A 25985-nucleotide genomic window follows, 5' to 3' on the forward strand; every position below is an offset into this window, starting at 1 on the left:
CAGCGATGAAGGGATTGAGGAGTATCTATCGTGAGCACAGGTAAGAAAGGCCAGATCGACAGTGCCAAGATCGTGATCGGCGAAGTGTTTTCCCGTTTCTGGTTCCGCATTCCGGACTACCAGCGTGCCTACGTCTGGGGCAAGGATGAGATTTCCGAGCTGATCGACGATGTGAACTACGCCAGCGAGCATAATCCAGACGGGCAATACTTTCTGGGCTCGATGGTGCTGCGCAAGGCTACACGCACTACCGACGGGGTGAGTTTTGAGGAGTACGAGCTGCTGGATGGCCAGCAACGCCTGACCACCCTGATGCTGATGTTGGCCTGCATCCGTGACCGGGTTACGGACGATAAGCTCAAGGGGGCCTGTCGCGAGATGCTGTTCCAGGAGGAAAACAAATGGAAGAAGATTCCTGGACGTAACCGCATCGTCTATGACATCCGCGATAACGTGGGCAATTTCATTGAGCGCTATGTCAAGGCCGACAACGGTTCGTGTAGCGCAGACTTGCGGGGCATTGCCGCTAGCAAGAATCTGTCCTTGGCCAATATGGCAGCAGGCATGCAGACCATTCATGGTGGTTTTGATGATAGCAGACGCTTCCCCACGGAAGGGGGCTTCGACCGATTCGTTGGCTATCTGCTGAACAACGCCCTTTTCATCTATGTGGCCACCGAAGACCTGGACGATGCCTTCCGGCTTTTTACCATTCTCAACGACCGGGGTATTCCGCTGTCCAACAGCGACATTCTCAAGGCCAAAAATCTCGGGGCGGTCACCAAGGAAAGCGAACGCAGCAAGTGGGCTGAATACTGGGAGGAAGTTGAAGGCGAGATGGGGCGCGACGAGTTCGACCGCTTCCTCTCGTTGGTGCGCACCATCTATGTGAAGGACAAAGCACGGGAAGGCCTGCTCAAGGAGTTTGACGAACGCATCTACGGCACTAAGCCGCCTCTACTGGCACTGGGCAGCGAGAGCTTTGAGGCCGTGAAGGCCTACAAGGATGCCTTCGATGAGGCGATCCAGCTCGATGGCCTGCCGATCGGTCTGGGCAATGCCTATCGCAACCGTATCAACGTGATGCGTCGAGGCCTGCCATCCACCGATTGGATTCCGCCGGTACTGGCCTGGTATCGCAAGTTCAAGGCAGAGAAGTTGCTCGATCTGATCGAGCGCATCGACAACAAATTCTCGGCTGACTGGATCGTGCAACTCACGCCCACCCAGCGCATCAGCAACATGAATGAAGTGCTAAAGGTGATCGAAGCGGCCGAGACTCCGGCTGAAGTGCTTGCCAGCAAGGCTTTCGACTTTGACCGCAAGCAGTTGCAGGACTTACTGGATGACGCTATCTACGGTCGGCGTTTCGCTCGATATGTCCTACTGCGCCTGGAGTACCTGCTGGCCAGCCATGCTGCGCCGCTTAATCTGCCCGATGATATTAGTGTGGAGCACATCCTGCCGCAGAATCCGGGCGGTGCGAGCCAGTGGGTCAGAGACTTCAATGAGGAGCAGCGTGAGACGTGGCTGCACCGACTGGGTAACCTGATGCTGCTCTCGCGGCGCAAGAACACGTCCCTGGGTAATCTGGACTTTGCGAGCAAGCGGGTTCGATACTTTGAGGATCGGGTGGAAAGCTTGCCAAACTCGCAGCGCTTGTTGGCAATGGGGTGTTTTGCGCTGGCTGATCTGGAGGCGCGCCACAAAGATCTGTTGCAACGTCTGAAAGACTCCTACGCTCCGGGAAAGTGATTCGGCGCTTGGTAAGGCCTCACGCAAAGAAAAAATCCAAGTCACAGCATGAGCAGCCAATGGCTGCTCATGCTGGTTTATGCCCGATTGACTGGAGTGAGTTGTTGGTGTTCGGGATCGCCGCATGGATGGGCACCCTGACGTAGGCCGTCGTTGAGCGGGTGCAACAGCCAGGGGGCTCTAGAGGCGCTACCGTCGACAGTTTTCGGTGATGCGGTTTGTCAGTCAAAACATGATAGGGTTTTCTTACTAGAAGGCGGTTCTTCTGCAGCTGGAATTATAACGGTTCACCACTTATGGCTTTATCCGGAATAACCTTGTGAGTCGTCTCGGTGTCGTGGAGTAACTTAGGCTGGATTTGCTAGGTGGATCTTTCGGCTTTCCGTTTATGTGGCTTTTGTCGACCGTATGATCCATCTCAAGTGAAATGCTGTCACTTTATGTGAGAGCAGAATGTTGCCCAGTCCGCCATTAGGATTCTGCGCTTCTCCAGAAGATCCGAGCGTGAGTAGGCAGCTTCCGTTTGGTCGCGCTCATCGTGTGCGAGTGCGAGTTCGCAAACCTCTCGTGGATAGTGTGTGTACTCATTCGCCCAGTCCCGGAAGGTAGAGCGGAAGCCGTGTCGTGTAATATCCGCGTGGCCGAGCTTATGTAGTAGGTTGCGTATTGCGTTGGCATGGATGACTCCGCTCTTCCCTTGACCGGGGAACACATTGGGCGAGTCTGTGCGGGTCATGTCACGTAGCATGCCAACTACTGCTGAAGGGAGTGGTATTACGAATGCCTTTCTCATCTTCATTCGTGCAGCTGGCAGTGACCATACTCCTGCCTCTAGATCAAACTCTGACCATTGGGCGAAACGAATCATGTGGGCGCGGGCTCCCGTCAAAATTAGCAGGCGGGCTGCGATGGCATCTCGGCTGGGAATTTTAGCGAGCTTCTCCATCAGCTCTGGCAAGTCCTTCCAGTGCATAGCGGGGAAGTGTGTTCGCTGACGAGCTTTCTTCTTTTCTGCTTTGCTCAGGAGGTTATCTAGGTGACCTCGCCAGCGGGCGGGATTGTCGCCAGTACGTAGACCGCGGGTTCTTGCTGCATCCAATATCTGCTCGATCTGGCCGCGAACTTCGTCAGCAGTACGAGTCTTGGTGGCCCAGATTGGACGCAGCACGTTCACCACTTGCTCGGTTTGGATCGCATCTGCCGAGACAGATCCGATGGTAGGGAATGCGTAGAGCTCCAGTTTTCTAAGCCAGCCTTTGTGCCACTTCTCTGACCAGGAAGCTCCGTGTGCTTGTTGATACTGCAAAGCGAGGTCTTTGAAGGTTATACGGCGTGCGTCTGCCTGGCGCTGAGCCTCACGTTTGGCTTCTCGTTCTGCATCGCGGGTGCCCAGAGGGTCTGCTCCGCTTGCCAGTATTTTGCGTTGCTCAGCAGCAAGCTGGCGTGCCGCACTGAGAGTGATAGTGGGGAAGGGACCTAATCCCATCTCACGGCTTCGCCCCTCCAGCTTGTAGCGGAAGATCCAACTGGATGCTCCGCTTTTCGATACCTGGAAGTAAAGCCCGTCACCGTCGTTGGTTTTTCCTGGCACTGCAGCCTTGGACAGCGATTCGGCCGTCTTGCTCGTTAGCTTACCCATTCTGACTCTCCAGATCTGCCCCCTTGACCCACACTCTGACCCACACCTTGGGCTCGGATTTAGTGGTTGCTTATCGGACGCTATGGGACAGATGGTACGCAGCAGGCCATGTAAATACTAGGCTGTGGGATCTTGGTGGATTTCTTTGGACAAATAAAAAGCCGGCTTGTGGCCGGCTTCCAGGGGAAGGCTTTGGCTAATTTATGGTAAGCCGCAACCCTCTTAAAATCGTTGGACCGGCACTGGGGCCGGGAGTGGCTGCAAGCAGTGTATGCCGCGCCAGGCCCGCTGGCGTGCTAGGCAGCCGGGGCTAAATGTGCGGCGTAGCATACTGGGTATGGCGGCCGATGCCCAGCAATAATTGCATCTCAAGCGCTCAAGCCGGGCGACTGGCTCGTAGATGCCCCCACCAGAACACCCAACCCAATATGCTCAGCTTCTGACTTTTCAGCTGCGCCGGGCTGTAGGTTTCGGTGGGGTGTTCGTCGCTGTTATGGCTGTGCAGGCGCAGGCTGCCGTTGGCTTGCTGGCTGAGGCTGTTGATGCGTAAGCGTCCGTTGTGCAGCAGGGCATAGCATTCGCCTTCGACGATGCGGGTCAGGCCGCAGTCGATGGCCAGGGTACTGCCCCTCGGCAGCAATGGGCTCATGTTGCTGGTGGGCATGCTCAGGCACAGGGCCTGGCGAGGGTCGACGCCAAGGGCGTCGAGCGCGCGAGCGGGCAGGCGCAGGTAGTGGTCGGCAATGGGTTTCAGCTGCCGGGATTGCATGCTGTAGAACGGCAACTGGATGTCGCTGGATGTGTGAGCGGCCAGCAGGGCCGAGTCTGTGGGTTCGATGCCGGGTTTGCGCGGTGCTGCGTCAAGGCGCGGTAATGGAGTGGGGTGCTTGGGGCCTTCGCCGGTGCGCAACCACTTGCTGCGAACACACAGTAGCTCGGCGATTTCCTCGAGCCGGGCCAAAGGCACTCCGCGTTTGAACCAGTTATTGACGTGCTGCGGAGTGACCTTGCGCTGTGCGGCAAAATCCGAAGGCGAGAGGTTGCACTCGTGCAGCAGTGTTTTGAGACGATCACCTGACGTATTCATAAAACCGAGTCTAGTGGGCTTGTACGGGCAGGGATATAAACGCGAAGTTCATTTTTGAAGGCGATAAATAGCTAGGTTTACAGGCATTTCCTAGATGGCTGTAAGAGATTTCCTGGCAAAAAATCAGCCTGACCTGCGCAGCACCTGAATCAGGTGCGACCCGGCGCACATTCCTTGAAATCGGCGCAGGATGATGGCCAATTGATGGTTACCTGTTCAGGAATATCGCTGTATAAGGCAGTCAGCGCGAGAGGGTCCGTTCAGACGGGCCGCGCCTGCACGCAAGCGTCCATGAGGGCGGTTGGTAAAAATGGAATTTGTGCTCGCTTTGGATAGCCTGCGGCGACGCACCTTTGGGCCTGCCTTATGAAAACCTACAAGCTCATTGCAGTACTGATCCTGCTGCCTTTATGTCTGAACCTGTTCGGCGTCTGGGAGCTGAATCGCAGCACCGAAACCAATTCGGAGCTGGTCAGTATTCAAGCCAACATCAACGAAATCCTTCCCGAACTTGAAGCGCTGGTCTCCCAGAGCGGCGCACGCGCGCCGATGGTCGAGATCGACGGGGAACGCCTTTCCGCCAGTCTGGCCTTGTCCCGGCTGAGCACCGCTAAAAGTGACATAGAAACGCTGATACCCCTGGGTGAATTGAAGAGCTGGCTGGCCAAGGCGGTGATTGCCTTGGGGCTGCTCGCCGCGCTGGTCGGCGGAATCGGCATGTGGGGGTTGAACTGGGCAGGGGCGCGCGCCCTGCATTCCCGTGAGCGATTGCTTCACACGTTCACCCGCGTCAGCCGGATTCTGCCCTACGTGCTTGTGGGGCATATCATTTTGATGGGCGCCGCGGTTGCCTCGATTCTCGCCTTTGAAGGCTTGGGGATCTGGCACGCGGGGAAAATGAACACCGGCGAAATCAAGTTGATGCTGGTCACGCTTTTGATCATGGCGGGCTGCCTGTATTCAATGTGGCAAATGGCCAAGCAGTTGCGGGTCATGCTGCACATGTTCGAGCCTACCGCCATGCCGGTGTTGGGGCAGGACGTTAGCGAAGCACAAGCGCCGGTGCTGTGGGCGCATGTGCGCGAGCTGGCCGGGCGACTTGGTGCGCTGGCACCCGATCACATCGTACTGGGCATGTCCGAGGGCTTTTACGTCACCTCCAGCGACGTCGACCTGTTGCCCGCCGGCAGCACGCTACAGGGCCGTACGTTGCATGTGCCGCTGATGTACCTGGGGCTGCTCGATACCGGGGAGATCGATGCGGTCATCGGGCATGAACTGGCGCACTTCGCCGGTGCCGACACCGAGTACAGTCTGCGCTTCGTACCGATTTACGATGGCATCGGCCGCAGCCTCGGGGTGATTGCCGAAACCATGCTGGCCAGCGATATGCTGCAGCGCACGATCTTGCGTCCGGCATTCATGCTGGGCGTCTATTTCATGGAGAGCTTCGACCACGCCGTCAATCACTGGAGCCGTGTGCGCGAGCTGGCGGCCGACGCTGCAGGCGCACAATTGGCGGGCAATCTGGCTATGGCTTCGGCACTGGTGCGTATCTCCGCCATCGATCCTGTACTGCTGGAGCGGATGCACACGCATATCGCCAGCGCGGTCCAACAGACGCCCGAGCATCCGCCGGTTGCCGACTTGCCGACCTGTGTCACCCAGGAGTTGGCGGTGCAAGCATTGCACCTTCCGGAAGAGGAGATGGCGACGCAGTTGCCGCACCCTTCTGACACTCACCCCTCCAATGGCGAGCGCGTAGCCGCATTGCAGATTGCTGTCGATGATGCCGTCCGTAGCGGCACCCGCGCCTTGGACGCCGGGCAGGCCTGCGCTGCGATGGATCGCTACTTTGCCGACCCGCAGGCGTTGCGCACGCGCATCACCCAGGATTACATCAACCACTATGTGGCCCAGGATGCCGCAGCGGTTGAAGCGTTACGTGATCATGCCAGCAAGGTCAGCGGCAATGTCAGCCTGCATGAAGGCTCGCAGCTGCGTGGTTTGCTGTTGCTGGTGTTTTGCGCGGTGCTCACGCTTGCAGCGTTTGCTGTGCTGGCCGTGCCGTTCCTGTCTCCGACGGCGGGGGAGAAGTTCCCGCGCATCTTGATTGTGACCTTCAGCGTTTTGATTTTCACGGTGGTGTGCATTGTGCCGTTTGCGTTGCGCATGCGTGCCCGCGCCGACAAAACGGCCTTGTTGCTTACGCCGGACCATCTGGTTTTCAGCAACTTCAAAGCGCCATTGCCGATTCAACACATTGCCGACTTCGGTTTGCAGACGGGTCAGGGCATGATTCTGAACATTCAGCTTGAAGAGGACGCGCCATTGCCGGAGTTGGCGTCGCGGTCGTTCTTTGCCCCAAATGCCAAAGTGTTCAAGAAAAAACGCTGGATACAGTTGCAGTTGACGCAGTTCTGTCGCGATGGCAAAGCGCTCAAGGCTCAGGAACTCGCCGACCTGATCGGTAGCTACCTGAACGCCGGCGCCGCGCGGCACTTGCTGCAACAGCGTTTCGAACAGGCATAACGAGCCCTCTGCAAACAAAAAGCCCCGCAAATGCGGGGCTCTTTGTTAAGCGGTGGCTTAGCCTTTGTAGGCAGCAACCGATTTGGTGATCGCAGCGCGGGCGGCGTCAGCGCCGTCCCAACCTTCGATCTTGACCCACTTGCCCTTCTCCAGATCCTTGTAGTTGGCGAAGAAGTGCTCGATCTGCTGGATCAGCAGCGCTGGCAGGTCGGTGTATTCTTTGACGTCGACGTACAGTTGCGACAGTTTGTCGTGCGGTACGGCAACCACTTTGGCGTCGCCGCCGCCGTCGTCGGTCATGTTCAGGATGCCGACCGGACGAGCACGGATCACCGAGCCTGGGGCGACTGGGTACGGGGTAACAACCAGGACGTCCAGCGGATCACCGTCGTCAGCCAGGGTGTTCGGGATGTAACCGTAGTTGGCCGGGTAGAACATCGGGGTGGCCATGAAACGGTCAACGAACAGGCAATCGCTGTCTTTGTCGATCTCGTACTTGATCGGGGCGTGGTTGGCTGGAATTTCGATGGCGACGTAGATGTCGTTCGGCAGGTCTTTGCCAGCCGGAATCTTGCTGTAGCTCATTGGGCAGTGCCCCCATGTTTGGCCAAAAATTGGTCGCGATTATAGGCACATTCCGCACTGCTTGCCACGTCCGCCCTGATGTCCGGCGTATCAGCCTTGTGTCTGCTGGTAATGCGGGTGGCTGTGCTGCAACTGATGCAGGCGGGCCAGCGGGTCCTGGCGGTAAAAGCCGCGCAATTGCTGGTATACAGCGGGGTAGGCGTCGTTGAGCAGGTCGGGGGCGCTGAAGAAGTATTCGCTGGTGACAGCGAAAAACTCCGCGGGGTTTTCCGCCGCGTAAGGGTCGATGGCGGTCTCGGCGTCCGGGTCGCGGTCCAGCTGGCGATTGAGGTCGTCGTAGGCGTCTTGCATGGCCTTGGCCCAGTCGCTGACGCGCATGTCGTTGTGCAGCGGCGGCAGGCCGTTGGCGTCGCCGTTGAGCATGTCGAGTTTGTGCGCCAGTTCGTGGATGACCAGGTTGTAGCCTTCCCAGCCACCGCTGGCCAATACGCCGGGCCAGGCCAGAATCACCGGGCCTTGCTGCCAGGCTTCGCCGCTGTGCTCACCGTTCCATTCATGCTCCACGCCACTGGCGTCGCGGTGGCGCTGAGGGCTGAGGAAATCATCGGGGTACAGCACGATTTCATGGAAGCCCTGGTACCAGTTCAACTCGCCCAGATGCAGCAAAGGTAGCTGGGCCTGGGCAGCCAGGAACAGGCGTTGCTCGCCGTCGAGTTCAACACCGGGCAGGGCGCTCAGGTGTTTGTCATGCAGAAACAGTACACAGGCTTCGCGTAGCCAGTGGTCTTCGTCGGCACTCAGCCCGTCGAGCATCGGCAGGCGCTCGCGAACCCGCTGCCAGCGCTGCGGGTCGATGGGGTGACGTGCCAGGGTGCGGCGACGGCGCCAGGCGCTCAGCGACCACATGGCCCGGGCTTAATGAACCTTGGCAGCGCGGTGCATGCGGCTGCGCACTACGCCAATGATCATCGGCACCAGCGACAGCAGGATGATCGCGACGATCATCAACGACAGGTTCTGCTTGATGAACGGTACGTTGCCGAAGAAGTAGCCGAGGGTGACCAGGCCGCCGACCCACAGCACAGTGCCGGCGACGCTGAAACCGAGAAAACGTGGGTAGTGCATTTTCGCAATGCCGGCGACGAACGGTGCAAAGGTGCGCAGGATCGGCAGAAAGCGCGCCAGGGTGACGGTTTTGCCGCCATGACGCTCGTAGAAGTCGTGGGTTTGCTGCAGGTAGTCGCGGCGGAAGATTTTCGAATTGGGATTGCGAAATAGCCGTTCACCGGCGGTTCGGCCGACCACATAGTTGGTGCTGTCACCCAGAATCGCCGCAGCCATCAGCAGGCCACCCAGCAGTACCGGGTCCATGCCACCGCCAGCGGCCACGGCACCGGCAATGAACAGCAAAGAGTCACCCGGCAGGAATGGCATCACTACCAGGCCGGTCTCGCAGAAGATCACCAGGAACAGGATCGCGTAGATCCACGGGCCATAGTTGTTGACCAGCAAATCGAGGTAGGCGTCGAGATGCAGAATGAGGTCCAGCGGGTTGAAATCCATGTACAGCACCTGTGTTCTTTGACCCGGTCGAGGGGCATGCGAGGACTGGCAGTGCGAATGCGAGCAGCCGCTACCCGAGAGATGGGTAAAGTTTCACACATTTTGAGAGGGTGCATTATACGGAGGCGATAAGAATGTGCCCGTGCAGTTTGTAGCGACGGATTTCTAAAATTGTGGGAGCGGGCTTGCCCCGCGATAGCGATATACCTGACACACCGCTATCGCGGGGCAAGCCCGCTCCTACCGGGGGATCAATCTGATTTGATTGGCAGGATGTAGCTTTTGAACTCGGTGTCTTCACGAAAGCCGATGGATTCGTAGGTTTTCATCGCCACTTCGTTGTCGCTGCTGGTCGATACCCGCAGGCGTACGGCGTTGGTCTCCTTGGCCATTTTCTTGGCTTCCTGCATGAGGTGGTCAGCGACCAGCATGCGTCGGGAATCTTCCGCTACAAAGATGTCGTTGAGAATCCACACGCGCTTGAGCGACAGCGACGAGAAACTGGGGTAGAGCTGGCAAAAGCCCATCAGCTTGGTGTCGTCATCGTCTGGCAAGGCCAGGTAGATAATCGATTCGCCGCGCTCAAGGCGCTTTTGCAAGAAATTGCGCGACGAGTCGGGGTAGGGCAGTTGTCCGTAGAATTCGCGGTAACGGACGAACAGAGGGGCAAGCAGGTCCAGATGTTCCAGGGTTGCTTTGATGATTCGCATAAGCAGGCCTCAGGGTCCATGGAAGTGTGCGGCGAATCGCCGGCAGCCGCGGTAAATGCTGCCTGAAGGCAATTAGAAAGTGCAATCTACGAAACCGCCACCGCTTCAGGATTTGCTTAGCAAGAAGTTTCCTTTGTTCGGCGCATCCGCTGCTGACTCAAGTGTGTGCACCTGCGCTTCATCTTTGAGGTTGACCCCGGACAGTTGGCGTCGGCACGCCTCGCGCATCAGGTACAACAAACGATGGGCGGCCATGCCGTAGCTGAGGCCTTCAAGGCGGACATTGGAAATGCAGTTGCGGTAGGCGTCGGTCAGGCCGACTTTGGGGTTGTAGGTGAAGTACAGGCCGAGGCTGTCGGGAGAACTCAGGCCAGGGCGCTCACCGATGAGGATCACGGTCATTTTCGCCCCGAGCAATTCGCCGACTTCGTCCGCCACCGCCACGCGCCCTTGTTCCACCAGGATCACCGGCGACTTCGACCAGCCTTCGGCAGCAGATTGCTCTTCAAAGCGCGTGAGGAAGGGCAGGGTGTGGCGATGCACGGCCAGGGCCGAAAGGCCATCGGCGACGACGATGGCCAGGTCTACGCCCCCGGGATTGGCTTCGGCATGCGCGCGCAGCTGTTGCGCCGAGTCCGGGTGCAGGCGGCGGCCCAGGTCGGGGCGTTGCAGGTAGCTGTGGCGGTCGGCAGCGGCGCTGTGCAGCAGCAGGCTCTGTTGTTGGCGTTCATCCAGCTGTGCACGCAGCCCCTGGTGATCGAAGGCCAGATGCACGGCATCACGGGCCTGGGCGTGGGCAAACTGGAAGTCCAGCTGGGCGCTGGTCGGCAGGCTGGTGCCGGTACGGCCCAGGGCAATCCGGGCCGGGGTCAGGCGGCGCAGTTCCAGCCAGGGGTTGCTGCTGTGGTCGGGGGTGTTGTCCATGTTCGCCTCGCTTATCCCAATTGCGCCAAGGCCTGGCGGAACGCCGGTGGCAGGTTGTCACCGAAGCGCACGCGGCCATCGGCCTGGGTGAAAATACCGGTGCGTGCCAGCCAGGCTTCGAATTCCGGTGCCGGTTTCAAGCCCAGGGTCTGGCGGGCATACAGGGCATCGTGGAATGAGGTGGTCTGGTAATTGAGCATGATGTCGTCGGAGCCGGGGATGCCCATGATGAAGTTGATCCCGGCAACGCCAAGCAGGGTCAGAAGCATGTCCATGTCATCCTGGTCGGCTTCGGCATGGTTGGTGTAGCAAATGTCGCACCCCATCGGCACGCCAAGCAACTTGCCGCAGAAGTGATCCTCCAGACCGGCACGGATGATCTGCTTGCCGTTGTACAGGTACTCCGGGCCGATGAATCCGACCACGGTGTTGACCAGAAACGGCTTGAAGTGGCGGGCCACGGCGTAGGCGCGGGTTTCGCAGGTTTGCTGGTCGACGCCATGGTGGGCGTTGGCCGACAGCGCACTGCCCTGGCCGGTTTCGAAGTACATCAGGTTTTGCCCGAGGGTGCCGCGATTGAGGCTCAGGCCGGCTTCGTAACCTTCTTTGAGCACATTGAGGTTGATGCCGAAGCTGGCGTTGGCCGCTTCAGTACCGGCAATCGACTGGAACACCAGATCCAGCGGCACGCCACGGTTGATCGCTTCGATCGAGGTGGTGACGTGGGTGAGTACGCAGGCCTGGGTCGGGATGTCGTAGCGCTGGATGATGGCGTCGAGCATTTCCAGTAGCGCGCAGATCGAGGCGATGCTGTCGGTGGCCGGGTTGATGCCGATCATGGCGTCGCCGTTGCCATACAGCAGGCCATCGAGAATGCTTGCGGCGATACCGGCCGGTTCATCGGTCGGGTGGTTGGGCTGCAAGCGGGTCGAGAGGCGTCCACGCAGGCCCATGGTGCCGCGAAAGCGGGTTACTACACGGATTTTCTGCGCCACCAGCACCAGGTCTTGCACGCGCATGATCTTCGACACGGCAGCAGCCATTTCCGGCGTTAGACCGGGCGCCAGGGCACGCAGGCGGGCTTCATCAGCCTGATCGCTGAGCAGCCAGTCGCGCAGGCCGCCCACGGTCAGGTGGCTGACCGGGGCGAAGGCGGCGGCATCGTGGGTGTCGATGATCAGGCGGGTGACTTCATCGGCTTCGTAGGGAATCAGCGCTTCGTTGAGAAAGTGTTTGAGGGGGATATCGGCCAGGGCCATCTGCGCGGCAACCCGTTCGCCATCGTTGCTGGCCGCCACCCCGGCGAGAAAGTCGCCCGAGCGGGCCGGGCTGGCTTTGGCCATGACTTCTTTGAGACTTTCAAAGCGGTAGGTCTGCTGACCTGCCGTGTGTACAAAACTTGCCATACAGACTCTCCAGAACGCCGCAGGTCTGGCCTGCGGCGCAGGTGGCGTTGATCAGTGCAGGGCCTCTTCGGCCTTTTGGATCGCGGCGAACTCTTCTTCCGGTGTGCCCGCTACCAGGTGGTGGCGGCTGTAAAACGCAAAGTAGGCAATCAGTACGCCGTAGATTATGGCGGCGCCAATCACTACACGCGGGTCTACCAGAAAACCGGCGACGACGGCGATGCAGGCCAGCACCAGAGCCACACCCGACGTGAAGATCCCGCCCGGCGTGCGGTATGGGCGCTCCATTTTGGGGCGTTTGATGCGCAGGGTGATGTGCGCGGCCATCATCAGTACATAAGACAGCGTAGCGCCGAACACCGCAACCAGGATCAGCAGGTCGCCCTGGCCGGTCAACGACAGAGCAAAACCGATGATGCCGGGGATCACCAGGGCCAGCACGGGCGCTTTACTCTTGTTGGTTTCCGAGAGTTTGCGTGGCAGGTAGCCGGCCCGCGACAAGGCGAAGATCTGCCGGGAGTAGGCGTAGATGATCGAGAAGAAACTGGCGATCAGCCCGGCCAGGCCGACCAGGTTGACGAAGCCGCCCATCCAGGTCGAGCCGCCGTAGGCTTTGGCCAGTGCTTCGACCAGCGGGTTACCCGAGCTTTTCAGCGCTTCTGCGCCTGCCCCCCCCGGCCCAACCACCAGAATCAGCAGGGCGAAGGCCAGCAATACCAGCATGGCGCCGATCAGCCCGCGGGGCAGGTCGCGCTTGGGGTTTTTGGTTTCTTCGGCAGCCAGTGGTACGCCTTCAACCGCAAGGAAGAACCAGATGGCGTAAGGGATCGCCGCCCACACGCCGACATAACCGAACGGCAGGAAACTGCTGGCGCCCACGGCGTCGGTCTGGGCGATGTCGAACAGGTTGCTCACTTCGAAGTGCGGCACCATCGCGACCAGGAACACGCCCAGTGCAATAGCGGCCACGGCCGTGATGATGAACATCAGTTTCAGTGCTTCACCGACCCCGAAGATGTGGATGCCGATAAAGATGATGTAGAAGGCCAGGTAGATCATCCAGCCGCCAATGCCGAACAACGATTGGCAGTAGGCACCGATGAACACGGCAATGGCCGCCGGGGCGATGGCGTATTCGATGAGGATGGCGGTGCCGGTCAGAAAGCCGCCCCAGGGCCCGAACGCGCTGCGGGCAAAGCCGTAGCCGCCGCCTGCGGTGGGGATCATCGAAGACAGTTCAGCCAGGGAAAAGCACATGCACAGGTACATGGTGGCCATCAGCAAGGTGGCGAGGAACATGCCACCCCAGCCGCCTTGGGCCAGGCCGAAGTTCCAGCCGGCGTAGTCGCCGGAAATCACGTAGGCAACGCCAAGGCCGACCAGCAACACCCAGCCTGCTGCGCCTTTTTTCAGTTCACGTTGTTGGAAGTAGTCGCTGCCGACCTTTTCGAAGTCGACGGAAGAACCGGCCGGCACACTGCCGGAATGATCGCTTGGCATAGGGTTCACCTGTTTTTTTCTTTTTCAACCGGCGGCTGCCAGCTGTTGGTGATGGTCTTGCAGGAAGCGAGCCAGCGCGGCCCCGGGGTGGGGCCGCGCTGTTTTGCGGGTTAGAAGAAGCCCAGCGGATTGATGTCGTAGCTAACCAGCAGGTTTTTGGTTTGCTGGTAGTGGTCGAGCATCATTTTGTGCGTTTCGCGGCCAACGCCGGACTTTTTGTAGCCACCGAACGCGGCGTGCGCCGGGTACAGGTGGTAGCAGTTGGTCCACACGCGGCCAGCCTTGATACCGCGGCCCATGCGGTAGGCGCGGTTGATGTCGCGGGTCCATACGCCAGCGCCGAGGCCGAACTCGGTGTCGTTGGCGATCGCCAGTGCTTCGGCTTCGTCTTTGAAGGTGGTGACGCTGACCACCGGGCCAAAGATTTCTTCCTGGAACACGCGCATCTGGTTGGTGCCCTTGAGCAGGGTCGGCTGGATGTAATAGCCGGTCGACAGGCTGCCTTCGAGTTTTTCCACTTTGCCGCCGGTCAGCAGTTCAGCACCTTCCTTCTCGGCGATTTCCAGGTAGGAGAGGATCTTGTCGAACTGCTGCTCGGACGCCTGGGCGCCGACCATGGTGTCGGTGTCGAGGGGATCGCCGCGCTTGATCTGTTTGATCTTCTTCATGACCTCCTGCATGAACGCTGGGTAGATCGACTCTTGCACCAGCGCACGCGATGGGCAGGTGCACACTTCGCCTTGGTTGAAGAACGCCAGTACCAGGCCTTCGGCGGCTTTTTCGATGAACGCAGGCTCGGCCTGCATGATGTCTTCGAAGAAGATGTTCGGCGATTTGCCGCCCAGTTCTACGGTCGACGGGATGATGTTCTCGGCAGCGCATTTCATGATGTGCGAGCCGACCGGGGTGGAGCCGGTGAAGGCAATCTTGGCGATGCGTTTGCTGGTGGCCAGGGCTTCACCCGCTTCGCGGCCATAGCCTTGCACCACGTTGAGCACGCCGGCTGGCAGCAGGTCACCGATCACTTCCAGCAGCACGGTGATACCCAGCGGAGTTTGCTCGGCAGGCTTGAGCACCACGCAGTTACCGGCAGCCAGGGCGGGTGCCAGTTTCCACGCGGCCATCAGGATCGGGAAGTTCCACGGGATGATCTGCCCGACCACGCCCAGTGGTTCGTGCAGGTGGTAGGCAACGGTGTTGCCGTCGATTTCTGCGGCGCCGCCTTCCTGGGCACGCAGGCAGCCGGCGAAATAGCGGAAGTGGTCGGCAGCCAGCGGGATGTCGGCGTTGAGGGTTTCACGGATGGCCTTGCCGTTGTCCCAGGTTTCGGTAATGGCCAGCAGTTCAAGGTTCTGTTCGATGCGGTCGGCGATTTTCAGCAGGATCAACGAGCGTGCCTGGGCCGAGGTGGTGCCCCAGGCGTCAGCGGCGGCATGGGCAGCGTCCAGGGCTTTCTCGACGTCTTCGGCGGTGGAGCGCGGGAACTCAGCGATCAGTTGGCCGTTAACGGGCGAGGTGTTCTCGAAGTATTGCCCTTTGACCGGCGCAACGAATTCGCCACCAATGTAGTTCCCATAACGGCTCTTGAAGGAAACCTTGGCGCCTTCGGTACCGGGGTGTGCGTAACGCATGGTGTGTCTCCTGGCTTTTGTGCTTGTTGGGGAGGTTACTTAAGCATAGAGCAAGGCTTGGGCCAGTGTGGCCGGGGTCAAGTAAATCAAGGGCTTGCGAGGTTTTGCCAGGGCAGGGCGCGGAGGTGCTGTGGCAGCCTCGGCACAGTACAGGTGACACTTTGTACCGTTTCTGGCACAGGCGGTGACTTGCCGGTCAAGCCAGCATTGCATTGCGCGGACGGGTAGAGGATGCTGAGGCCATCTCGTCTGCGGAGAACAATAAAAAGTGCAGAACAATCACCTCAGCCGGCACGCCCGGCAAGTGCTTACGGTGACTCAGGGACAGGCACAGATGCAGGGGCCCGGCAGTGATCCTTCGATTGCCCGCTCATGGCTGCGCTGCCTTGAGGATTACCACCTGGACCCGGCCCTGAGCGTGGCGCCCACCGTGCTTGAGCACGGGCGCGTGCTGGAGAGCCGTGAGCGCCTGCAGCAGGTCTTGCAAATCGCCGGCAACGAGATGAACAGCCTGCATCAGCAGTTGTCGGGCGCAGGCCATGCGGTGCTGCTCACCGATGCCCGCGGGGTGATCCTCAACTGTGTCACCGCCGCCACTGAACGGCGGATTTTCGAGCGTGCCGGGCTATGGCTGGGGGCCGACTGGAGCGAAGCTCGCGAGGGTACCAATGGCATTGGTACCTGTCTGGTCGAGCGTCAGGCGCTGACTATCCATCAAGATGAACATTTTCGCGGCCGCCACACTGGCCTGACGTGCTCGGCCAGCCCGGTGTTCGATCCGCACGGCGAGCTGATGGCCGTGCTCGATGTCTCTTCGGCGCGCCCGGATGTGTCGCGCCAGAGTCAGTTCCATACCATGGCGTTGGTCAACCTCTCGGCGCGGATGATCGAGAGCTGCTATTTCCTGCGTTACTTCGAGAACCAGTGGCTGCTGCGTTTTCACCTGCAGGCGGAATCGATCGGCCTGTTCAGTGAGGGCCTGCTGGCGTTCGATGGTGAGGGGCGAATCAGTGCGGTCAACCAGAGCGCGCTGAACTTGCTCGGCACCATCCGCGGCGGCGTGCTGGGCAAACCGGTGGAGATGTTTTTCGATTGCTCCCAGGACGAGCTGTTCAGCCGGGCAATGGCGGAAGGCAGCACTCGCTGGCCGCTGCGCACCCGTGATGGGCGGCAGCTGTTTGCCAGCCTGCGGGGGCAAGCGCGCTCGGTGCCGTCAGTGGCGGTGCCGGCTGTACCTGCACAGGCGTGCAGCCCCGCGAGTATCTGCCTGGTCGATCCGGCGCTGCAGAATGATTTTCGCCGTGCCGTGCGGGTGTTCGAGCGTGATGTGCCGTTGCTGCTCAATGGCGAAACCGGTTGTGGCAAGGAGGCGTTTGCCAAGGCGGTTCATCAGGCCAGTCAGCGCAGCGGCAAGGCTTTCGTGGCACTCAACTGTGCTTCGATCCCTGAAAGCCTGATCGAGAGTGAGCTGTTCGGTTATCGCGGCGGCAGCTTCACCGGCGCACGCAAAGAGGGCATGCGCGGCAAGTTGCAGCAAGCTGATGGCGGCACGCTGCTGCTGGACGAGATAGGCGACATGCCGCTGGCCTTGCAGACCCGCCTGCTGCGTGTGCTGGAAGAGCGCATGGTGGTGCCGATTGGCGGCGAGCCGCAGGCGGTGAACGTGCGCATCATCAGCGCCACGCACCGCAATCTGCTTGAGCGGGTCGAAGACGGCAGTTTCCGTGAAGACCTTTATTACCGTCTCAATGGTCTGGAAATTCAGTTGCCAGCGCTGCGTGAGCGCAGTGACAAGTCGCAGTTGCTGGATTTCATCCTGGCCGAGGAGGCCGGTGAGCAAACAGTGGTGCTGGAGCCTGAGGCGCGCCAGGCGTTGCTTGAATTTGCCTGGCCCGGCAACGTGCGTCAGTTGCGTAACGTGTTGCGCACGCTGTCTGCGCTGTGCGATGACGGCTGCATCCGCCTCCCCGACCTGGTAGGCGCGGGCTTGCCCCGCGATGCGGTGTGTCAGGCAGAACGCAATCGCGGGGCAAGCCCGCTCCCACTGTTAGTCGATGCGGAGCGCAGTGCATTGCTCAGTGTGCTGGAGCAACACCGCTGGCATATGACGCATGTGGCCGCGCAGTTGGGGGTCAGCCGCAATACCTTGTATCGAAAACTTCGCAAACACGGCATCGCCCGCGACGCATGAGCGAAACACAGGGTGCGAATTCCGACGCCCTGGGCTACCCTGCCTCGACGTTTTACGAGGTCGATCATGCATATTCATATTCTTGGTATTTGCGGCACTTTCATGGGCTCTCTGGCGGTGCTGGCCAAAGAGCTCGGGCATCGGGTTACCGGCTCCGACGCCAATGTCTATCCGCCGATGAGCACTCAGCTCGAGGCGCAGGGCATCGAACTGACCCAGGGTTATGATGCCGCCCAGCTGGATCCGGCTCCCGATCTGGTCGTGATCGGCAACGCCCTGTCGCGCGGCAACCCGGCGGTCGAGTATGTGCTCAACAAGGGCTTGCCGTATGTCTCGGGCCCGCAGTGGTTGGCTGACCATGTACTGCAGGGGCGCTGGGTGCTGGCAGTGGCCGGTACGCACGGTAAAACCACCACCAGCAGCATGCTGGCCTGGGTGCTGGAACATGCCGGTATGAGCCCGGGCTTCCTGATCGGTGGCGTACCGCAGAACTTTGCCGTGTCGGCCCGACTGGGCGGCACGCCGTTCTTTGTGGTGGAGGCCGATGAATACGACAGTGCCTTCTTCGACAAGCGCTCGAAATTCGTGCACTACCGTCCGCGCACCGCGATCCTCAATAACCTTGAGTTCGATCATGCGGACATTTTCCCTGATCTGGCCGCCATTGAGCGACAGTTCCACCACTTGGTGCGAACCATTCCAAGCGAAGGCCTGGTGATTCATCCCACCACTGAACCGGCGTTGGAGCGGGTGATCAAGATGGGCTGCTGGACGCCGGTACAAACCACCGGTGAAGGCGGGCAGTGGCAGGTCAAATTGCTCAGCGCGGACGGCTCGCGTTTTGAAGTCAGCTTCGAAGGCGAAAGCCAGGGCGTGGTTGAGTGGGAACTGACCGGCCAGCATAACGTCGCCAACGCCTTGGCGACGCTGGCGGCGGCCCGTCATGTGGGCGTGGTACCGGCCATGGGCATCGCTGCGCTGAGTGCCTTCAAAAGCGTAAAACGGCGTATGGAAAAAGTCGCGGAAGTGCAGGGCGTGACCATTTACGACGACTTTGCCCATCACCCGACCGCCATTGCCACCACCCTCGATGGACTGCGAAAACGCGTTGGCGATGCACCACTGATTGCCGTGATCGAGCCGCGCTCCAACTCGATGAAGCTTGGCGCCCACCGCGATGGTTTGCCGGAAAGCGTCAACGATGCGGATCAGGTGATCTGGTACGCACCACCGAACCTGGGCTGGGATCTGGCTGCCACTGCGGCTGAGTGCACAGTGCCGTCGATGGTCGCCGACAGCCTTGAGGCGATCATTGCCCAAGTCAAGGGCCAGGCCAAGCCCGGCACCCAGGTGGTGATCATGAGCAACGGCGGCTTTGGCGGCCTGCATGGCAAATTGGCAGAGGCGCTGAAATGAACGGGCCGGAACGCATCACACTGGCGATGACCGGCGCTTCGGGGGCGCAGTATGGGCTGCGCCTGCTCGATTGCCTGGTGCGCGAAGACCGCGAGGTGCATTTCCTGATTTCCAAGGCGGCGCAACTGGTGATGTCGACCGAGACCGATGTGGTGCTTCCGGCCAAACCTCAGGCAATCCAGGCGTTTCTGACCGAATACACAGGGGCTGCTGACGGGCAGATTCGCGTGTATGGCAAGGAAGACTGGATGTCGCCGGTGGCCTCCGGTTCGGGCGCGCCAGCGGCGATGGTGGTGGTACCGTGCTCCACGGGGACCTTGTCGGCAATTGCCACGGGCGCCTGCAATAACCTGATCGAACGCGCTGCCGATGTGACCTTGAAAGAGCGTCGGCAATTGATTCTGGTACCACGTGAAGCGCCATTTTCGACCATTCACCTGGAAAACATGCTCAAGTTGTCGAACATGGGCGCGGTGATTTTGCCGGCGGCGCCGGGGTTTTATCATCAGCCGCAGACCATCGACGATCTGATCGACTTTGTCGTGGCGCGGATTCTCAATCTGTTGAACATCCCTCAGGACATGCTGCCGCGTTGGGGTGAGCATCACTTCGGCGCTGATGAATGAGGCGTTTGCTCGGGGTAGCGCTGCTGGGGTTGTTGGTCAGCGGCTGCGCTACCGTGCGCACGCTGGATGCAGCCAAGCCGGGGGCACCGTTGGTGTATAGCGGCACGCGCCTGGACATGTATGCGTTGCAAGGTGGGTGTTGTGCTATGGATCGGTTCGGTGCCGAAGCGCCGAAGTACCCGGGGTATGACCTGCCGGGCAGCGTTTTGCTCGACACCTTGTTGCTGCCGTTGTCGGTTTTGACGGCTATAGGCGTGAGTTTTCAGGCGACGGGTGGATTGTGAATCGCGGGGCTTGCCCCGCGATCATTCATTTCCCCAGCCTGCGCAGCTCGTCAGACTCGACAACACGAATCCCGTCCTGCTCTTCCAGTGCCAGGCGCCACAACGCACGCGCCAGCTGGCAGGCTTCAATGCCTCGATACTTTCCTGGAATCAGCTTCGACAGCGGCCCGGCAACCCGTTCGGCCAGGCGTGGCTCTTGCCGATCGCCCAGCAGCAGGGAAGGGCGGGCAATGGTCAGTTGCGGCCAGTCCTGCGCTTTCAGCGCTTCTTCCATCTCACCTTTGACCCGGTTGTAGAAGATCGGTGATTTTGGATCGGCGCCCAAGGCACTGATGACAATCAGGTGACGCGCACCCATCTCCCGCGCGCGTTTGCCGAAGGCCACCACCATGTCCAGGTCAACGGCCCGGAACGCCGGTTCAGAACCTGCCTGTTTGATGGTGGTACCCAGGCAGCAGAAGGCGATATCGACGCGACCGCCCAACTGCGGCAAGAACAGCGCAGGGTCGCCCACCGGGTTTTCCAGGTGCGGGTGTTCCGCCAGTGGCCGACGCGTTGGCGCCAGTACACGGCTGACGGTCGGCTCGTTGAGCAGCCGGTCAAGTAGATGTTCACCGGTAAGACCGGTGGCTCCAGCAAGCAGGATGTGTTGAGGCGTCAAGTACATGATGTCTCTCCCTTGATACACTCAAGCTTAGTGGTTGCTGGCATTTTTTGCATGTCCTGCCTCGTTTGGCGCACTGCTCTGCAGGGCTTTACGCGCCTGCTGTTGGCGCAGTTGCTGCCAGCGCGACAAGACCTCGCCTGGGGCCCATATCTGCGGCTCGGACGCTTCGAAACCTTCCACCGCCTCCCGCTCGGCAACCAGGGTGTTGGCCAAGTCAAATGCCTGACGCAAATCGTCGGTCTGGTTCAGTGCCTGGGCGAACAAGGCATCACCAAAATAGGTGAAGTCGGCTTCTTCCGAGCAGCCAAACGACACGCGGTCGGCGCGTGCGGCGGTCATGATCAGGGTCTTGTTGTCTTTGAGGGCATCGATGAAACCGCCGGAATAGCACGCCGAGATGACGATGACTTTGTTGCGATCTTTTAATGGCGCCAAAGCACTGGCCAGCGCTTCGGCGGGCAGGTCGGCCAGTTGCAGGCGCGGCAGGTCCAGCACCAGTTCGTGTTCCGCGCTGCCATGGCTGGTCAGGTAGATGAACAGCAGGTCTTCCGGGCCGCTGCGTTCGGCCAGGGTGCGTGCGGCGCGCGCGAGGTTCTCGCGGGTGGCCAGCGGCCGGTCGTCGAGGTGGTCACGGTGGTTGATCAGATTGATCTGCCCTACGGCGCCAAAGCGGCTTTTGAGCAGGGCGCTGACATACTCGGCTTCGCGCATGAATACGCTTTGCTTGCCGTCACCCGCCAACACCAGGCTGTACAGTTCGATCTCGGGTGTCGATGGCGCGACCTTGGCCAGGGAGTGCTCCAGTAGAGTGCCCTGGTTGAGCAGCGCCAGCTCCAGCGGGTCGGGCAGTAGCCGACCGTACTCGTCGCGCACACGCTGACCATTGACCCAGTAACCACTCTGGCTGCTGCCATCGCTAGAGGTCAGGTGGCCTTGACCGTGATAGGTATCGTTGTCGAATCCGCCGACATACAGGCTGCCGTCGGCCAATTGCAGGCGGCCCTTGCCGGAAAAGTGCCAATCCTCGAAGTTGCCCTTGTAGTGGCTGCCATCGGCGGCGATCAGTTCACCTTTGCCGTTGAGCGTGCCGTCCTTGAACTGACCAATCCACACATCGCCCTCGGCGCTTTCGTAGCGGCCGCGGCCTTCCAGGCGGTTGTCACGAAAAGCGCCGATGTACTGGTCGCCCTCAGCGCTGTTGAAGGTGCCGCTGCCTTCGAGCTGGCCATTGACGAAGCGACCGCTGAACTGGTTGCCGCTGGCGTCACTGCGAATGCCTTCGCCATTGGGCTTGCCGCGGGCGAACAGACCTTGATACTGGCTGCCATCGGCCAGTTCCAGATGCCCGGCACCGCTGTATTGGTCGTCTTTGAACTGGCCTCGGTACAGCAGGCCGCTCTCTTTGAGGGTGCCCTCGCCATCGCGCCGTCCAGATTTGAAGCCGCCGCTGTAGCTGCTGCCCGGTGTTTTCAGGGTGCCTTGCCCGTGAAACAGCCCCTGTTGGAACTGGCCACGGTAGACCTCGCCATTGCTGCCATGCCATTCACCCTGGCCGTGCCATTGACCGGCCTGAAAGTTGCCGGCATACCAGCTGCCATTGGGGTAGTCGATGCGGCCTTCACCTTGCAGCAGGCCATCCACGACTTGCCCACGGAAACGACCGCCATCGGGCAGGCGCGCGTCAGGTGGCGACAGTGGTTCACCTTCACCGCAGGCGGTGAGTAGCAAGGTCAGGGCAAGCGGAACAAGTGGGCGCATGACGGGGTCCGGACGGGTAAGGCCCCGAGTATGCCGCACAATGCGCAGGCTGAAACAGCCACAGGGGCTGTTTCAGTGTAGGGCGGGGTTCAGACGAAGCAGAGGGTCAGCGGCTCGGCAATGTAAGCGGGCTTTTCCTGGCCTTCGATTTCCAGGGTTGCGGTGAGCTTGATCAGCCATTGACCAGGCTTTTTCTCAGACACTTCGGCCATATCGACTTTGAGTCGAACCTGGCTGTTGACTTTGACCGGCTGGATGAAGCGCACGCTGTCGAGGCCGTAGTTAACCACCATCTTCACGCCTTCAGGCAGCACGACGATGTCTTCCATCAGCTTGGGGATCAGCGACAGGGTGAGAAAACCGTGAGCGATAGTGCTGCCAAATGGCGTTTTTGCCGCCTTGGCCGGATCGACATGAATGAACTGAAAGTCGCCAGTGGCTTCAGCAAACAGGTTGATGCGGTCTTGATCGATGGTCAGCCATTCGGAACGTCCAAGTTCCTTACCAACGTACTGCGAAAGCTCTGCAACAGGTACTTGAGGCATCGTGACTCTCCAGATTGCTTTGGTTTTCTTATGGGGGCGGCAGAATCGAAAGGCTAAGATCATCACGCCTTCCCAAAGCGGTCAAGTCGCTATGTTTTCGGCGAATATCAGCTTATAGCGCGGTCGTTAGCATGCTTATAATGGCCGCCAGGCCCGAAGGAGAAAGTTATGCTGTTGCGTGGTTTGACCTGGCTGGTGTTGTTTCAATTGCTTGGGACGGCGATTAATCATTTATTTGTACCCATCTTGCCGGGGCCGATCATTGGCCTTCTGCTGCTGTTGGTGTTTCTGATGCTGCGCGGCGAAGTCGGCGCACCGCTGAGCGAAGCGGCCAATAGCCTGTTGCGCTACCTGCCGTTGCTGCTGGTGCCGCCAGCGGTGGGGGTGATGGTGTACGCCGCCGATATTGCCGCAGATTTCTGGGCCATTGTCGGCGCGCTGGTGATCTCGGCGTTGGTGACCATGGCCTTTGTCGGTGTGCTCATGCAAAAGCTCATCGCCCGCCAGAGCAAGCGTGAGGAGCAGCCATGAGCCTGGACTGGAACGGCGCGCTGAACGCGGTGATTCACCATCCCTTGTTCGGCATCGGCATTACCCTGGGCGCCTACCAGCTGGTGCTGGCGGCCTACGAAAAGACGCGCTGGATCTTTCTGCAGCCGGTGCTGGTGTCGATGCTTGTAGTCATTGGCGTACTGCTCACTTGTGGCCTGACTTACAACGAGTACCGCAAAAGCACCGAGATCATGAGCATTCTGCTCGGACCTGCGACGGTGGCGCTGGCCGTTCCGCTTTATCTCAATCTGCGGCGCATTCGCCAGCTGTTCTGGCCGACCTTTACTACGCTGGTAATCGGAGGGGTCGTGGCAACCGGTGCTTGCGTGTTGCTGGGCTGGTGGTTTGGTGCCGAGCATATGATTCTGATGACCATGGCCCCCAAGTCGGTGACCTCGCCTATCGCCATGCTGGTGGCCGAGCAGATCGGTGGTGTGGCCGCATTGGCAGCGGTGTTTGTGCTGATTACCGGCGTCATCGGCGCGATCTTTGGTCCGCAGCTGCTGTCGCGTTGCGGTGTACACAGCCCGGAAGCGCGGGGCATGGCCCTTGGCGTGACCGCGCACGCAGTGGGCACTTCGGTGGCGCTGCAGGAAAGTGATGAATGTGGGGCTTTTGCGGCCCTGGCGATGAGCTTGATGGGGGTGGCTACCGCGGTGTTCCTGCCGCTGGCGGTCAGCCTGGTTGCGTGAGGAATTGCAATGACGTTACCGCTGTTTCCACTCAATACCGTGCTGTTTCCAGGGTGCTTCCTTGATCTGCAGATCTTTGAGGCGCGCTACCTGGACATGATCGGCCGCTGCATGAAGCAGGGCGGCGGCTTTGGTGTGGTTTGCATTCTGGAAGGCGAGCAGGTCGGCAAGGCGCCTGAAGGCTATGCCTCGATCGGCTGTGAAGCGGTGATTCGCGATTTCCAGCAGCAGGACAATGGCCTGCTGGGCATTCGGGTCGAGGGTACCCGGCGGTTCCGGGTGCAGAGCGCCCAGGTGCAGAAAGATCAGCTGTTGCTGGCCGACGTGCAGTGGTTACAGGAACGCCCGGACACGCCATTGAGCGAGCAGGATGACGATCTGCTGGCCCTGCTCACCGCACTGGGTGAGCACCCCATGGTCGCGGCATTGAGCATGCCGACTGAGGTGCTTGGCCAGCAGGCGTTGGCCAACCAGTTAGCCTACCTGCTGCCGTTCGTCGAAGAAGACAAGCTCGACCTGCTGGCCATCGACTCCGCTCAGCAGCGCCTGAATGCAATTCAGGCACTGCTTGATCGTCTGCAAGGCGAGCTGTTCGCCTGAGCCCTCAATACTGATAACGCAGCAGCGCATGCGGCAGCGAGTGCAGGCTGAAGAACGCCAGCAGGGCGACGCACGCCGGCAGAATCAACCACCAGACCTTCAACGGCAGGGCGGTAAGCGGTTCGCGGTGCTGGATCAGGGTCAGACTGGTGGCGCAGATGCAGCAGGCGAGCATGGCCCCGGCCAGAATGTCGGTTGGCCAGTGTGCGCCCAGATAAACCCGCGACAGGGCAATGGCCAGCGCCGGCAAACAGCCGAGCATGATCCAGGTCAGGCGCATACGTGCCGGTTGGCCGCGCCCGGCCAGTACCGCCAACACCAGGAAGAAGGCGAAGGCTGCCGAACTGTGGCCACTGGGCATGCTGTAGGTGGTGAGCGGGTCGGTCAGGACTTCCGGGCGGGCGCGGGCGAACAGCCATTTCAGGCCACCATTTGCCAGCGCGGTGCCGATCAGGGTGGTACCGGCAAACAGCGCAGGGCGCCACTGGCGTGCCAGCAGCAACAGCGCGGTCAGCAGGCCGCCGAGGAAAAACTGGGTGCGAAAGTCGCCCATGCGCGTGATCAATACCACGCTGCCATCGATGACGTTGCTGCGATGTTCCTGGATCAGGGTCATCAAGCCTTGATCGAACTCATGCAGATACGGCCAGCCAACGAACAGTGCGGTCAGCGCCAGTAGGCTGAGCCCGGCAATTACCCGGGTGCCGCGACGCATGCTGCGCAGGCTGCAATTGATACTGACGCCCACCAGCAACGCCAGGCCTGCAGCGATCAGCCCGGCATCCAGCCAGAAGCCTTCGGGTAATGGCAAGCGCATGGCGGCGCCGGTAGCCCAGCCGGGCAACAGGTACGCCACCGACCACCCCGCACCGGCGACCAGGCTGACGGCGATAAAGCGTGGCAGAGGCATGTCGAACATGCCGGCGACCATCGGCAGCATCGGCCGCAGTGGCCCGATGAAACGGCCTACCAGCAGGCTGGCGATGCCATAGCGTTGGAAATAGGTTTCGGCGCCGCCGATCCATTCCGGGTGATGGCGCAATATTGGCAAGCGGCGGATGTTTTGATGGAACTTGCGCCCCAGGGTGTAAGAGATCGCATCACCCAGCAGGCCACCGAAAAAACCCAGCAGCAGGGTTTCGCCCAGCGACAGGGCGCCGCTGCCGGCCAGCACGGCGACGGCAAACAGCAGAACCGTGCCCGGCACGATAATCCCGGCGATGGCCAGGCATTCCACGCAGGCCACCAGAAATATTGCCAAGCCTAGCCATTGCGGGTTGGCGCCAAGCCAACCAGTCAGGCTGTCGAGCCATTGGCCCATC

General features: G+C 60.3%; 23 protein-coding genes. 9 read left to right on the top strand and 14 right to left on the bottom strand.

The genetic code is table 11. The features are described from left to right. The first annotated feature begins 72 nt into the window (after positions 1–72). Positions 73–1755: a DUF262 domain-containing protein gene (locus tag ACVWSC_RS03295; protein WP_442112027.1), complete on the top strand. Its 1683-nt coding sequence runs from the start codon at positions 73–75 to the stop codon at positions 1753–1755. Between the two features lie 433 nt (positions 1756–2188). Here the strand turns inward: ACVWSC_RS03295 and ACVWSC_RS03300 are convergent, their stop codons facing one another. Together ACVWSC_RS03300 and ACVWSC_RS03305 are read right to left on the bottom strand one after the other, a co-directional pair. Then, positions 2189–3394 carry a tyrosine-type recombinase/integrase gene (locus ACVWSC_RS03300; protein ID WP_442112028.1) on the bottom strand — a complete coding sequence of 402 codons (1206 nt, stop codon included), beginning with the start codon at positions 3392–3394 and terminating at the stop codon, positions 2189–2191. 376 nt (positions 3395–3770) lie between these two features. Next, on the bottom strand, positions 3771–4481 hold the full coding sequence (locus ACVWSC_RS03305) for a LexA family transcriptional regulator (protein WP_442112029.1): 711 nt from the start codon (positions 4479–4481) through the stop codon (positions 3771–3773). Positions 4482–4847: 366 nt separating this feature from the next. Here ACVWSC_RS03305 and ACVWSC_RS03310 point away from each other — a divergent pair, with 366 nt between their 5' ends. Further along, entirely contained in the window at positions 4848–7013 is a 2166-nt protein-coding gene (locus ACVWSC_RS03310) for a M48 family metallopeptidase (RefSeq protein WP_442112030.1), read from the top strand. A gap of 57 nt (positions 7014–7070) precedes the next feature. Here the strand turns inward: ACVWSC_RS03310 and ppa are convergent, their stop codons facing one another. The 8 genes from ppa to exaC all read right to left on the bottom strand — a co-directional run bounded on the left by ppa (position 7071) and on the right by exaC (position 15332). Continuing rightward, positions 7071–7598, bottom strand: coding sequence for an inorganic diphosphatase (gene ppa / locus ACVWSC_RS03315; protein ID WP_107024756.1), 528 nt, complete (start codon positions 7596–7598; stop codon positions 7071–7073). 90 nt (positions 7599–7688) lie between these two features. Continuing rightward, positions 7689–8504: a M90 family metallopeptidase gene (locus ACVWSC_RS03320; RefSeq protein WP_442112031.1), complete on the bottom strand. Its 816-nt coding sequence runs from the start codon at positions 8502–8504 to the stop codon at positions 7689–7691. A gap of 9 nt (positions 8505–8513) precedes the next feature. Beyond that, complete coding sequence (locus ACVWSC_RS03325; RefSeq protein WP_442112032.1) at positions 8514–9161, bottom strand: DedA family protein; 648 nt, start codon at positions 9159–9161, stop codon at positions 8514–8516. A gap of 251 nt (positions 9162–9412) precedes the next feature. Next, positions 9413–9871, bottom strand: coding sequence for a GNAT family N-acetyltransferase (locus ACVWSC_RS03330; protein WP_442112033.1), 459 nt, complete (start codon positions 9869–9871; stop codon positions 9413–9415). 105 nt (positions 9872–9976) lie between these two features. Continuing rightward, a complete protein-coding gene (eutC, locus tag ACVWSC_RS03335; protein ID WP_442112034.1) occupies positions 9977–10795 on the bottom strand; it encodes an ethanolamine ammonia-lyase subunit EutC in 819 nt (272 codons plus the stop codon). An 11-nt stretch (positions 10796–10806) separates the two neighbouring features. Continuing rightward, positions 10807–12201, bottom strand: a complete 1395-nt coding sequence (locus ACVWSC_RS03340; RefSeq protein WP_442112035.1) for an ethanolamine ammonia-lyase subunit EutB — start codon at positions 12199–12201, stop codon at positions 10807–10809. 51 nt (positions 12202–12252) lie between these two features. Continuing rightward, complete coding sequence (gene eat / locus ACVWSC_RS03345) at positions 12253–13701, bottom strand: ethanolamine permease (RefSeq protein WP_442112036.1); 1449 nt, start codon at positions 13699–13701, stop codon at positions 12253–12255. A gap of 110 nt (positions 13702–13811) precedes the next feature. Continuing rightward, positions 13812–15332 carry an acetaldehyde dehydrogenase ExaC gene (gene exaC / locus ACVWSC_RS03350; RefSeq protein WP_442112037.1) on the bottom strand — a complete coding sequence of 507 codons (1521 nt, stop codon included), beginning with the start codon at positions 15330–15332 and terminating at the stop codon, positions 13812–13814. Positions 15333–15600: 268 nt separating this feature from the next. Here exaC and ACVWSC_RS03355 point away from each other — a divergent pair, with 268 nt between their 5' ends. The 4 genes from ACVWSC_RS03355 (at position 15601) to ACVWSC_RS03370 (ending at position 19849) form a co-directional block, all read left to right on the top strand. Continuing rightward, the gene (locus ACVWSC_RS03355) at positions 15601–17523 is read left to right on the top strand and encodes a sigma-54-dependent Fis family transcriptional regulator (RefSeq protein WP_442112038.1); all 1923 of its coding nucleotides are present in this window, start codon (positions 15601–15603) and stop codon (positions 17521–17523) included. Positions 17524–17589: 66 nt separating this feature from the next. Continuing rightward, positions 17590–18939 carry a UDP-N-acetylmuramate:L-alanyl-gamma-D-glutamyl-meso-diaminopimelate ligase gene (gene mpl / locus ACVWSC_RS03360; protein WP_442112039.1) on the top strand — a complete coding sequence of 450 codons (1350 nt, stop codon included), beginning with the start codon at positions 17590–17592 and terminating at the stop codon, positions 18937–18939. Further along, entirely contained in the window at positions 18936–19565 is a 630-nt protein-coding gene (ubiX, locus tag ACVWSC_RS03365) for a flavin prenyltransferase UbiX (RefSeq protein ID WP_442112040.1), read from the top strand. The genes mpl and ubiX overlap by 4 nt, the downstream gene beginning before the upstream one ends. Continuing rightward, entirely contained in the window at positions 19562–19849 is a 288-nt protein-coding gene (locus ACVWSC_RS03370) for a YceK/YidQ family lipoprotein (RefSeq protein ID WP_442112041.1), read from the top strand. The genes ubiX and ACVWSC_RS03370 overlap by 4 nt, the downstream gene beginning before the upstream one ends. A gap of 25 nt (positions 19850–19874) precedes the next feature. Here the strand turns inward: ACVWSC_RS03370 and ACVWSC_RS03375 are convergent, their stop codons facing one another. The 3 genes from ACVWSC_RS03375 to ACVWSC_RS03385 all read right to left on the bottom strand — a co-directional run bounded on the left by ACVWSC_RS03375 (position 19875) and on the right by ACVWSC_RS03385 (position 22819). Then, positions 19875–20516, bottom strand: a complete 642-nt coding sequence (locus ACVWSC_RS03375; RefSeq protein ID WP_442112042.1) for an oxidoreductase — start codon at positions 20514–20516, stop codon at positions 19875–19877. A 27-nt stretch (positions 20517–20543) separates the two neighbouring features. After that, the gene (locus tag ACVWSC_RS03380; protein ID WP_442112043.1) at positions 20544–22274 is read right to left on the bottom strand and encodes a C13 family peptidase; all 1731 of its coding nucleotides are present in this window, start codon (positions 22272–22274) and stop codon (positions 20544–20546) included. An 89-nt stretch (positions 22275–22363) separates the two neighbouring features. Continuing rightward, on the bottom strand, positions 22364–22819 hold the full coding sequence (locus ACVWSC_RS03385; protein ID WP_442112044.1) for a MaoC family dehydratase: 456 nt from the start codon (positions 22817–22819) through the stop codon (positions 22364–22366). A 168-nt stretch (positions 22820–22987) separates the two neighbouring features. Here ACVWSC_RS03385 and ACVWSC_RS03390 point away from each other — a divergent pair, with 168 nt between their 5' ends. Genes ACVWSC_RS03390 through ACVWSC_RS03400 form a run of 3 tightly spaced genes read left to right on the top strand, consistent with a single transcriptional unit; the run spans position 22988 to position 24663 of the window. Beyond that, positions 22988–23350 (top strand): CidA/LrgA family protein, encoded by a 363-nt coding sequence (locus tag ACVWSC_RS03390; protein ID WP_442112045.1) that lies wholly within the window; start codon positions 22988–22990, stop codon positions 23348–23350. A gap of 2 nt (positions 23351–23352) precedes the next feature. Then, complete coding sequence (locus tag ACVWSC_RS03395; protein ID WP_442114248.1) at positions 23353–24063, top strand: LrgB family protein; 711 nt, start codon at positions 23353–23355, stop codon at positions 24061–24063. A gap of 9 nt (positions 24064–24072) precedes the next feature. After that, positions 24073–24663, top strand: coding sequence for an LON peptidase substrate-binding domain-containing protein (locus ACVWSC_RS03400; RefSeq protein ID WP_442112046.1), 591 nt, complete (start codon positions 24073–24075; stop codon positions 24661–24663). 4 nt (positions 24664–24667) lie between these two features. On the opposite strand, the gene ACVWSC_RS03405 is transcribed toward ACVWSC_RS03400, so the two are convergent. Next, on the bottom strand, positions 24668–25984 hold the full coding sequence (locus ACVWSC_RS03405; protein WP_442112047.1) for a bifunctional DedA family/phosphatase PAP2 family protein: 1317 nt from the start codon (positions 25982–25984) through the stop codon (positions 24668–24670). Position 25985 lies beyond the last annotated feature (1 nt).

The sequence above is a fragment of the Pseudomonas sp. NUPR-002 genome, from assembly GCF_056322725.1.

Bases quoted from the DNA above. Each gene is read 5' to 3' on its own strand.
- ubiX (WP_442112040.1), top strand. From the start codon at position 18,936: ATGAACGGGCCGGAACGCATCACACTGGCGATGACCGGCGCTTCGGGG.
- ACVWSC_RS03375 (WP_442112042.1), bottom strand. From the start codon at position 20,516: ATGTACTTGACGCCTCAACACATCCTGCTTGCTGGAGCCACCGGTCTT.
- ACVWSC_RS03320 (WP_442112031.1), bottom strand. From the start codon at position 8,504: ATGTGGTCGCTGAGCGCCTGGCGCCGTCGCCGCACCCTGGCACGTCAC.
- ACVWSC_RS03380 (WP_442112043.1), bottom strand. From the start codon at position 22,274: ATGCGCCCACTTGTTCCGCTTGCCCTGACCTTGCTACTCACCGCCTGC.
- ACVWSC_RS03300 (WP_442112028.1), bottom strand. From the start codon at position 3,394: ATGGGTAAGCTAACGAGCAAGACGGCCGAATCGCTGTCCAAGGCTGCA.
- ACVWSC_RS03370 (WP_442112041.1), top strand. From the start codon at position 19,562: ATGAGGCGTTTGCTCGGGGTAGCGCTGCTGGGGTTGTTGGTCAGCGGC.
- ACVWSC_RS03390 (WP_442112045.1), top strand. From the start codon at position 22,988: ATGCTGTTGCGTGGTTTGACCTGGCTGGTGTTGTTTCAATTGCTTGGG.
- ACVWSC_RS03330 (WP_442112033.1), bottom strand. From the start codon at position 9,871: ATGCGAATCATCAAAGCAACCCTGGAACATCTGGACCTGCTTGCCCCT.
- exaC (WP_442112037.1), bottom strand. From the start codon at position 15,332: ATGCGTTACGCACACCCCGGTACCGAAGGCGCCAAGGTTTCCTTCAAG.
- ppa (WP_107024756.1), bottom strand. From the start codon at position 7,598: ATGAGCTACAGCAAGATTCCGGCTGGCAAAGACCTGCCGAACGACATC.
- ACVWSC_RS03325 (WP_442112032.1), bottom strand. From the start codon at position 9,161: ATGGATTTCAACCCGCTGGACCTCATTCTGCATCTCGACGCCTACCTC.
- eutC (WP_442112034.1), bottom strand. From the start codon at position 10,795: ATGGACAACACCCCCGACCACAGCAGCAACCCCTGGCTGGAACTGCGC.
- ACVWSC_RS03385 (WP_442112044.1), bottom strand. From the start codon at position 22,819: ATGCCTCAAGTACCTGTTGCAGAGCTTTCGCAGTACGTTGGTAAGGAA.
- ACVWSC_RS03340 (WP_442112035.1), bottom strand. From the start codon at position 12,201: ATGGCAAGTTTTGTACACACGGCAGGTCAGCAGACCTACCGCTTTGAA.
- ACVWSC_RS03405 (WP_442112047.1), bottom strand. From the start codon at position 25,984: ATGGGCCAATGGCTCGACAGCCTGACTGGTTGGCTTGGCGCCAACCCG.
- ACVWSC_RS03310 (WP_442112030.1), top strand. From the start codon at position 4,848: ATGAAAACCTACAAGCTCATTGCAGTACTGATCCTGCTGCCTTTATGT.
- ACVWSC_RS03305 (WP_442112029.1), bottom strand. From the start codon at position 4,481: ATGAATACGTCAGGTGATCGTCTCAAAACACTGCTGCACGAGTGCAAC.
- mpl (WP_442112039.1), top strand. From the start codon at position 17,590: ATGCATATTCATATTCTTGGTATTTGCGGCACTTTCATGGGCTCTCTG.
- eat (WP_442112036.1), bottom strand. From the start codon at position 13,701: ATGCCAAGCGATCATTCCGGCAGTGTGCCGGCCGGTTCTTCCGTCGAC.
- ACVWSC_RS03400 (WP_442112046.1), top strand. From the start codon at position 24,073: ATGACGTTACCGCTGTTTCCACTCAATACCGTGCTGTTTCCAGGGTGC.